The sequence below is a fragment of the Methylobacterium sp. B1 genome (assembly GCF_000333255.1).
Taxonomy (GTDB): Bacteria; Pseudomonadota; Alphaproteobacteria; order Rhizobiales; family Beijerinckiaceae; genus Methylobacterium; species Methylobacterium fujisawaense.
On the sequence record NZ_BACT01001076.1, the window covers coordinates 1 to 8533 of the forward strand.

General features: G+C 73.3%; 5 protein-coding genes and 1 pseudogene. 3 read left to right on the plus strand and 3 right to left on the minus strand.

What is annotated here, in order from left to right:
- On the minus strand, positions 1 to 151 hold a 151-nt coding region (locus tag I53_RS29815; protein WP_187294432.1), incomplete at its 3' end, for a zinc-ribbon domain-containing protein.
- A 218-nt stretch (positions 152 to 369) separates the two neighbouring features.
- Here I53_RS29815 and I53_RS29820 point away from each other — a divergent pair.
- The 3 genes from I53_RS29820 to I53_RS29830 all read left to right on the plus strand — a co-directional run bounded on the left by I53_RS29820 (position 370) and on the right by I53_RS29830 (position 7344).
- Positions 370 to 3648, plus strand: coding sequence for a transglutaminase family protein (locus I53_RS29820; RefSeq protein WP_043357968.1), 3279 nt, complete (start codon positions 370 to 372; stop codon positions 3646 to 3648).
- Between the two features lie 262 nt (positions 3649 to 3910).
- Positions 3911 to 6448 carry a circularly permuted type 2 ATP-grasp protein gene (locus I53_RS29825; protein WP_043357961.1) on the plus strand — a complete coding sequence of 846 codons (2538 nt, stop codon included), beginning with the start codon at positions 3911 to 3913 and terminating at the stop codon, positions 6446 to 6448.
- On the plus strand, positions 6445 to 7344 hold the full coding sequence (locus I53_RS29830; protein WP_043357963.1) for a transglutaminase family protein: 900 nt from the start codon (positions 6445 to 6447) through the stop codon (positions 7342 to 7344). The genes I53_RS29825 and I53_RS29830 overlap by 4 nt, the downstream gene beginning before the upstream one ends.
- A 95-nt stretch (positions 7345 to 7439) precedes the next feature.
- Here I53_RS29830 and I53_RS29835 read toward each other — a convergent pair whose 3' ends face one another.
- On the minus strand, positions 7440 to 8051 hold the full coding sequence (locus I53_RS29835) for a pyridoxamine 5'-phosphate oxidase family protein (RefSeq protein WP_043357965.1): 612 nt from the start codon (positions 8049 to 8051) through the stop codon (positions 7440 to 7442).
- Positions 8052 to 8073: 22 nt separating this feature from the next.
- Positions 8074 to 8533 (minus strand): annotated as a pseudogene (gene lysK, locus I53_RS29840) (lysine--tRNA ligase); the annotation flags it as partial.

Genomic DNA, 8533 nt, shown 5'->3' on the forward strand with positions numbered 1-8533 from the left:
CCATCAGCGGGTGCGCCGAGGCCCCCTGCGGCTCCAGGGCCGAGACCTCGTGGACCATGCACGTATAGCCCAGCTGCCGCGCACAGCTCTCGCAGGCGGTCGCCTCGAAGGTGACCGGCTGGTCGCAGGCCTGGCACTGGAAGATCTTCATCGCGCGGTCCCGGGCCGGCACCCGGCCCACCTGCCGGTCAAAGCGGGGCCAGGCGGCAAAGTTCCGGCCAGAGGTTCGGAGGCCTGGGCGCCGCCGCACGGAAATTGCTTGTGTCTCGGTTCGTGTCGCATAACCGCGCGGTGGGGGGCGATGGTCGACCCGCCGTGACGTCCGGAACCGGCGCCGAGGCCGGATTCGATCCTTCAGACGGAGCCATCGTGTCGATCAAAGCCGCCCTGCACCACGTCACGCATTACCGCTACGACCGGCCGATCAGCCTGGGCCCCCAGGTGATCCGCCTGCGCCCGGCCCCGCACGCGCGCACCAAGGTTCCGGCCTACGCGCTCACGGTGACGCCCGCCAACCACTTCCTGAACTGGCAGCAGGATCCGAGCGGCAACTGGCTCGCCCGCCTCGTCTTCCCGGAGAAGACCGACGAGCTGAAGATCGAGGTCGACCTCACCGCCGACCTGGCGGTGATCAACCCGTTCGACTTCTTCGTCGAGGATTACGCCCAGACCCACCCCTTCGCGTATGACCCGGACCTCGCCGAGGAGCTGGCCCCCTACCGCGCGCCGGTGGATGCGGATGGCCCCGAGATGGCGGCGCTGCTCGCCCGGCTCCCCGCGGAACCCAGCACCGTGCAGTTCCTGGTGGCGCTCAACGCCCAGATCGCCCGGGAGACCGCCTACGGCGTGCGCATGGAGCCCGGCGTCCAGACGCCCGCCGAGACCCTGCGCCTCAAGAGCGGCTCCTGCCGGGATTCGGCGTGGCTGCTCGTGCAGGTGCTGCGCCGGATCGGGTTCGCCGCCCGGTTCGTCTCCGGCTACCTGATCCAGCTCGTGCCCGACACCGTCGCGGTCGACGGCCCCACCGGCACCGCGTCGGACTTCACCGACCTGCATGCCTGGGCCGAGGTCTACCTGCCGGGCGCCGGCTGGATCGGCATGGACGCGACCTCGGGTCTGCTCACCGGCGAGGGCCATATCCCGCTCGCGGCGACGCCGCATTACCGCTCGGCCGCGCCGATCTCGGGGGCGGTCGAACCGGCCAAGACCGAGTTCGGCTTCGCAATGAGCATCACCCGCGTCGCCGAGACGCCGCGGATCACCAAGCCGTTCTCGGACGCGGTCTGGGCGTCCATGGACGCGCTCGGCGAGCGGATCGATGCCGACCTCGCCGCGCAGGACGTGCGCCTGACCATGGGCGGCGAGCCGACCTTCGTCTCGGTGGACGATTTCGAATCGCCCGAATGGAACATCGCCGCGGTCGGCCCGACCAAGCGGGGGCTCGCCGACACGCTGATCCGGCGCCTGCGCGACCGGTTCGGCCCGGGGGGGCTGCTGCATTACGGCCAGGGCAAGTGGTATCCCGGCGAGAGCCTGCCCCGCTGGGCCTTCGCCCTGTACTGGCGCAAGGACGGCCAGCCGATCTGGCGGAATCCGGACCTGATCGCCCCCGAGGCGGCCGCAGGGCAGGCGGGCGAAGCCACGATCGCGCAGGCCAAGGCCCTCTCCGACGCGCTGGCCCGCCGCCTCGGCCTCGCCGACTACGTCATCCCGGCCTTCGAGGACAGCGAGGTCTGGGAGAAGAAGGCCGCCGAACTGCCGGTCAACGTCACGCCCGCCGCGGCCCGGTCCGGCTCCGTGGAGTTCGACGCCCGGATCAGACGGGTCTACGAGCGGGGCTTGGCTGAGGCCGCGGGCTACGTCCTGCCGCTGGCGAGCCTGCCCACCGGCAGGGACGGCGATGCCGACCGGGTCTGGATCTCGGAAGCCTGGGACTTCCGGCGCGGCGCCGCCTTCCTGGTGCCGGGCGACTCGCCGGTGGGCTTCCGCCTGCCCCTGTCGTCCCTGCCCTACGTGCCGCCGGAGCACTATCCCTACTACCAGCCGCAGGACCCCCTGGAGTCGCGCCCGCCCCTCACCGACGGGCGTCCCGGCGCGACCACCGTCAACGGTTCAGGGATCACCGGCGTCGCGGTGCGCACGGCGCTCTCGATCGAGCCCCGCGACGGGGTGGTGCGGGTGTTCATGCCGCCGGTGCAGCGCGCCGACGAGTATCTCGAACTCGCCGGCCACCTGGAGGCGGCCGCCGCCGAGCTGAACCTGCCGATCCAGCTGGAAGGCTACGAGCCGCCCTACGACCCGCGGATCGGCGTGATCAAGGTCACCCCCGATCCGGGCGTGATCGAGGTGAACGTCCACCCGGCCGCCTCCTGGCGGGAGGCGGTCGCCATCACCACCGACTTGTACGCCGAGGCGAGGCAAACCCGGCTCGGCGCGGAAAAATTCATGACCGACGGGCGCCACACCGGCACCGGTGGCGGCAACCACGTGGTCATGGGCGGCGTCACGCCGGACGATTCGCCGTTCCTGCGCCGGCCCGACCTGCTCAAGAGCCTCGTGCTCTACTGGCAGCGCCACCCGGCGCTCTCGTACCTGTTCTCGGGCCTCTACATCGGCCCGACGAGCCAGGCCCCCCGCATGGACGAGGCGCGCCACGACGGGCTCTACGAACTGGAGATCGCGCTCGCCCAGATCCCCGCCCCCGACGCGCCCAACATCCCGCGCTGGCTCGTCGACCGGGTGTTCCGCAACATCCTCGTGGACGTCACCGGCAACACCCACCGGGCCGAGATCTGCATCGACAAGCTCTACTCGCCGGACGGGCCCACCGGGCGCCTCGGCCTGCTGGAGTTCCGGGCCTTCGAGATGCCGCCGGACGCCCGGATGAGCCTCGCGCAGCAGCTCCTGCTCCGCGCCCTCGTGGCCTGGCTGTGGCGGGAGCCGCAGACCGGCGGCTGTGTCCGCTGGGGCACGAACCTCCACGATCGGTTCATGCTGCCGCATTTCCTCTGGTCCGACTTCCTCTCGGTGCTGGAGGATCTCCGGGCGGCGGGGTACGCTTTCGATCCGGTTGCCTTCGAGGCGCAGGCCCTGTTCCGGTTCCCGGTCTTCGGCACGGTCGAGCAGGGCGGGGTCCGGATGGAGCTGCGCCAGGCGCTGGAGCCCTGGCACGTGATGGGCGAGGAAGGGACCAGCGGGGGCACCGTGCGCTTCGTCGACAGCTCGGTCGAGCGGCTGCAGGTCAAGGTCGAGGGCTTCGTGCCCGAGCGGCACGTCATCGCCTGCAACGGCCGCCGGCTGCCCATGACCGGCACCGGCCGCGGCGGCGAGGCCGTGGCGGGCCTGCGCTTCAAGGCGTGGCAGCCGGCCTCCTCGCTGCATCCGACGATCCCGGCCCACTCGCCGCTCACCTTCGACATCCTCGATGCCTGGAACGGGCGCTCGCTCGGCGGCTGCCGCTACCACGTCGCCCATCCGGGCGGCCGCAACTACGAAACCCATCCGGTGAACGCCTACGAAGCGGAGGGGCGCCGCCTCGCCCGGTTCCAGCCGCACGGCCATACCCCCGGCCGGATCGACATGCCCCGGCCGGAATCGAGCGCCGAGTTCCCCCTCACCCTCGACCTGCGGATGCCGGCCCCGCAATGATCCGCGATGTCCACACATCTGGGTCGGACACGGACGCGGACGACAGAGCGCGACGCGCCCCCTCTCCCGTGCGGGAGAGGGTTGGGGTGAGGGACGAGAGGCTTCAGGGGCGACGCGCCGGCAGGACGCGCCCCTTTCGGGCAGACCCGACCCCTCACCCTGTCCCTCTCCCGCATGGGAGAGGGGACCCGCGCTCCCTTCTGCGGCCGCGTCGCCGTCCACGCTGTGTGGATCCGCAAGCCGCAGTGACCGGGGGGCCGTGATGGAGGCGGCGCTCGCGGGCAGCCGCGGCCGGGCCGAGCGGCCGGAGGGCCCGCGGGAGCGCGTCGCCCGCTGGAGCGCGGGCTACCGCCCCGCCCCCGGCCGGCCGGACGAGTTCCTGGGCCCGGACGGCGCTCCGCGCGGGGCGTGGCCGCGCCTGCTCGACCGTCTCGGCGGCCTCACCGAGCCGGAGATCATGGCCCGCTTCGTCGCGGCGGAGCGGCACATCCGGGACGCGGGCATCTCGTTCCGCATCGCCGGCGACCAGCGGGAGCATCCCTGGCCGCTGGGCTGCCTGCCCCTGGTGATCGAGGGGTCCGAGTGGGCGGCCCTCAGCGCCGGGATCGTCCAGCGCGCGGAGCTGATGGAGGCGATCCTCGCCGACGTCTACGGGGATGGTAGGCTGGTCGCCGAGGGATTGCTGCCCGCCGCGATCGTGGCCGGCACGCCGGAATTCCTGCACCCGCTCCACGGCGTCACGCCCCCCGGCGGCCATTACCTCAAGCTCTACGCCGCCGATCTCGGCCGGGGCCCGGACGGGCGGTGGCAGGTGCTGGCCGACCGGACGCAGGCCCCCTCGGGCCTCGGCTGGGCGCTGGAGAACCGGATGGTCCTGGCCCGGACCTTCCCGGACTTCTTCCAGGACCTCCACGTCGAGCGCCTGCCGGCCTTCTTCCAGGCCTTTCGCGATGGCCTGGCGCTGGGGGCCGAGCGCGTCGACCCGCGGATCTGCCTGCTGACCTCCGGCCCCTACAGCAGCACCTATGTCGAGCAGGCGGCGCTGGCCCGCTATCTCGGCCTGATGCTGGTGGAGGGCGACGACCTCGTCATGCGGGACGGCCGCCTGCACGTGCGCACCGTCTCGGGCCTGAAGCGGGCCGACGCCCTGTGGCGGCGGATCGACTCCGACTTCCTCGATCCCCTGGAGCTGAATCCGGCTTCGCGGCTCGGCGTGCCCGGGATCCTCGAGGCCCTGCGCAACGGCTCCCTGGTGATGACCAACATGCCAGGCTCGGGCCTCGTCGAGTCGGCCGCGCTCGCCCCCTATCTCGACGGCATCGCCCGGCGCGTCCTCGGCGAGCCCCTGCGGCTCGGCCATCCGCGCACGTGGTGGTGCGGCGACCTGGAGGGCTTGGCGCACGCCCAGGCCAACCTCGACAGCCTGACCCTGCGCCCGGCCGCCACGCCCCAGCGCGGGGCGGGGCGCGACGCGATCCTCGCGGGCCCGGTCCTGGCGGCCGAGCGGGAGCGGGTCGTCGCCGCCCTGCGCGACCGGCCCTTCGACTACGTCGCCCAGGAGGCCGCGCCGCTCTCGACCATGCCGGGCTGGGAGCGCGGGCCGGACGGCCTCGTCCTGGTCCCCCGCCCCTTCGTGGTCCGCGTCTTCGCCACGCGGACGCCGCTCGGCTGGCAGGTCATGCCCGGCGGCTTCTGCCGGGTCTCCGAGCGCGAGGACGTCGACCCGATCGAGCTGCGGCTCGGCATCCGCTCCGCCGACGTCTGGGTGCTGTCCGAGAAGCCGGTCGCCGCGCCCCTGATCGGCACGCAGGCGGCCCCGCGGGTGCGGCGGGTCGGGGGCCATCTCCCCGCCCGGGCCGCCGACGGCCTGTTCTGGCTCGGACGCTACCTGGAGCGCGGCGAGGCGGTGATCCGGCTGGTGCTCGCCCATCTGCGCAGCGTCGGCGACGCCGTCGGGACCGACATCTCGGGCGCCCTCGACACGCCCGCGGCCCTGGCGCTCCGGGCCCTCCTGCACGAGTGGGGCGCCATCGGCGCGGCCGACCTGCCCACCGCCCGCCTCGCCCTGGAGGCGCTCGCCGGGCGCGATCGGCCGGGCTCGGCGCGGTCCCACATCCTCGCGGCCCGCCGCAACGCCGCCGCGCTCCGCGCCCGCCTGTCCGGCGAGGCGTGGCGGGTGCTGGCCGACCTGAACGAGTTTCTGTCCCTCAACACCGAGCGGGCCTTCACCGAGTCGCAGCTCGCCGGCCGCGCCGAGCGGGCCCTGAGCCAGCTCGCGGCGCTCGCCGGCCTCACCCACGAGAACATGAGCCGCGCCGAGGGCTGGCACTTCATCGAGCTCGGCCGGCGCATCGAGCGGGCGATCAACACCGGCGCCTTCGCGCTGGCCTTCGCCAACGACGAGGCGACGCCCGGCTGCCTCGGGGTGATGCTGTCGCTGTGCGATTCGCAGATCAGCTACGGGCGGCGCTACCTGCAGGGGGCGGCCCTCGATCCGGTCCGCGACATGGTGCTGCTCGACCCCTACAACCCGCGCTCGATCGCCTTCCAGGCCGAGGCGATCACCCGGCACCTCGCCGACCTGCCGGCGCTGGCCGCGGACGGCATCCCCGAGCCCCATTGCCGTCTCGCCACCCGGATCCTGGCGGAGCTGCGCAGCGGCGAGGCCGCGGATTTCGACGCCGTGCGCCTCACCGCGCTCGCGACCGACCTGGAGCGGCTGGCCGACGGCATCGCGGCCCGCTACTTCCCCACCGGGCCGAACGCGCTGCGCCCCGAGAAGCTGACGGGGCTGGCGTGATCTACACGCTGCGCCACCGCACCACCTACCGCTACGGGCGGCCGGTGCACTTCGCCCGCTGCACCCTGCGGCTCAAGCCGCAGGAGGGCGAGGGCCAGAGCGTGCTGGCGAGCGCCGTCACGATCGACCCGAGCCCGGCCCGCGCGGTGATGCGGCGCGACTATTTCGGGATCGAGGCCGTGGCGATCACCCTGGAGGCGCCGCACACCACCTTCAGCGTCGAGGCGCTCTCCACCGTGCGGGTCGAGCGCCCGGCCCCGCCGCCGCCGGAATCCGGCATGGCCTGGGAGCGGGTCCGCGACGCCGTGGTGGCCGGGCGCGACCTCGCCGGCCGGGCGCCGGTGCATTTCCTGTTCCCGAGCGGCCGGGTGCCGCTGCTGCCCGCGATCACCGACTATGCCCGGCCGAGCTTCTCCGCCGGCCGCAGCGCCTACGGGGCGGCCCACGACCTGATGCTGCGGATCGGCCGGGACTTCCGCTTCGATGCCAAGGCGACCACCGTCTCCACGCCGCTCGCCGAATCCTTCGCGCTCCGGGCCGGGGTCTGCCAGGATTTCGCCCACGTGATGATCGCGGCTCTGCGCGGCATGGGCCTGCCGGCGGCCTATATCAGCGGCTACCTGCGCACCGTGCCACCGCCGGGCCGCCCGCGCCTGCGCGGGGCGGATGCGAGCCATGCCTGGGTGGCGGTCTGGTGCGGGGACGGCTGGCTCGGCCTCGACCCGACCAACGGCGTGCCGGTGCAGGACGACCACATCGTGGTGGCCCGCGGCCGCGACTACGGCGACGTGGCCCCCGTGGACGGCATCGTCAGCGGCTCGGGCAAGCAGCGCCTCAAGGTCGAGGTCGACGTCATCCCCGATACCGAGACGCAGGATCTCGCTCTGGTGGGGTGAGGGATCCCGGAGCGGCCCGCCGGCTGGTGCCCGAAACGTCTACCCCCCTCAGGATGAGGCAGCGGGTCGGACAGGCCGGCGCCCAGACTCGTCCCTCACCACATCGTCTTGGCCGCCCGCTCCGGCCATTCCGCGTCGTAGCGCTGGCCGCCGACCGCGCCTGCGGTGAGCGCCGCGAGGATCGACCCGGGCGTCGGCAGGCTCGCCGGATCGACGCGGGCATCCGGATCCCACAGCTTGGCCCGGATGATCGCCCGGGCGCACTGGAAGTAGATCTCCGCGACCGTGATCACGATTGCGGTGCGCGGCGCGTGGCCGTCGACCCGGAACGTGGCGAGGAGATCCGGATCGGCCGAGATCACCGCCCGCCCGTTCACCCGGAGCGTCGTGCCCGAGCCCGGGATCAGGAACAGCAGCGCCACCCGCGGATCGCGCACGATGTTGCGGAGCGAGTCGATCCGGTTGTTGCCGCGCCGGTCGTGCAGGATCAGCGTGCGCGGATCGGCGACCCGCACGAAGCCCGGCTGGTCCCCGCGGGGGCTGCAATCGAGCCCTTCCGGGCCGCTCGTCGCCAGCACCGCGAAGGGCGAGGCCTCGATCAGCGCCGCGTAGTCCGGCGTGACCGAATCCGCCACCTTGGCGGTGGAGGCGGCCGCCGGGGGGGCGGTGTAGATCGCCTCCAGGGCGGCGAGGCTGTCGACGACCATCACGCCCTCCTGCGGTCCTTGCTCACGCGACCTTGGCCGTGCCGGCCACGAAGGCTTCGTGCTCGGCCACCAGCGCGCCCGAGAGGGCCGCCTCGATCAGGCTCCGGGTCTCCGCCACGCCGTAGAGGGCCACGAAGGAGCCGAAGCGGGGTCCGCGCGCCTCGCCGAACAGCACGTTGTAGAGGCTCGTGAACCACGCCTGCGACACGCCGGGCCGCCCGTCCGGGCTCTTGGCCTTGCCGGACGTGTCGGGGAAGTGGCGCCGCCCCACCTCGTAGACCGCCGCCTGCAGGGCCTCCGGATCGGTGGAGCCGGCATGGTCCCTGAGGGTCTCCGACAGATCCTCCAGGGCCGCCCGCTCCTCCGGGGTCGGCGCCCGGTAGGTCTTGGCCGGCCGCACGAAATCCGAGAAGTATTTCAGCGCCTGCTTGACCAGCCGGTCGAGGCCCGGATGGGTCTCCGGCCCGGTCTGCGGCGCGTAG

Coding starts and splice junctions, on each gene's coding strand:
- I53_RS29825 (WP_043357961.1), top strand. CDS start 3,911: ATGGAGGCGGCGCTCGCGGGCAGCCGCGGCCGGGCCGAGCGGCCGGAG.
- I53_RS29835 (WP_043357965.1), bottom strand. CDS start 8,051: ATGGTCGTCGACAGCCTCGCCGCCCTGGAGGCGATCTACACCGCCCCC.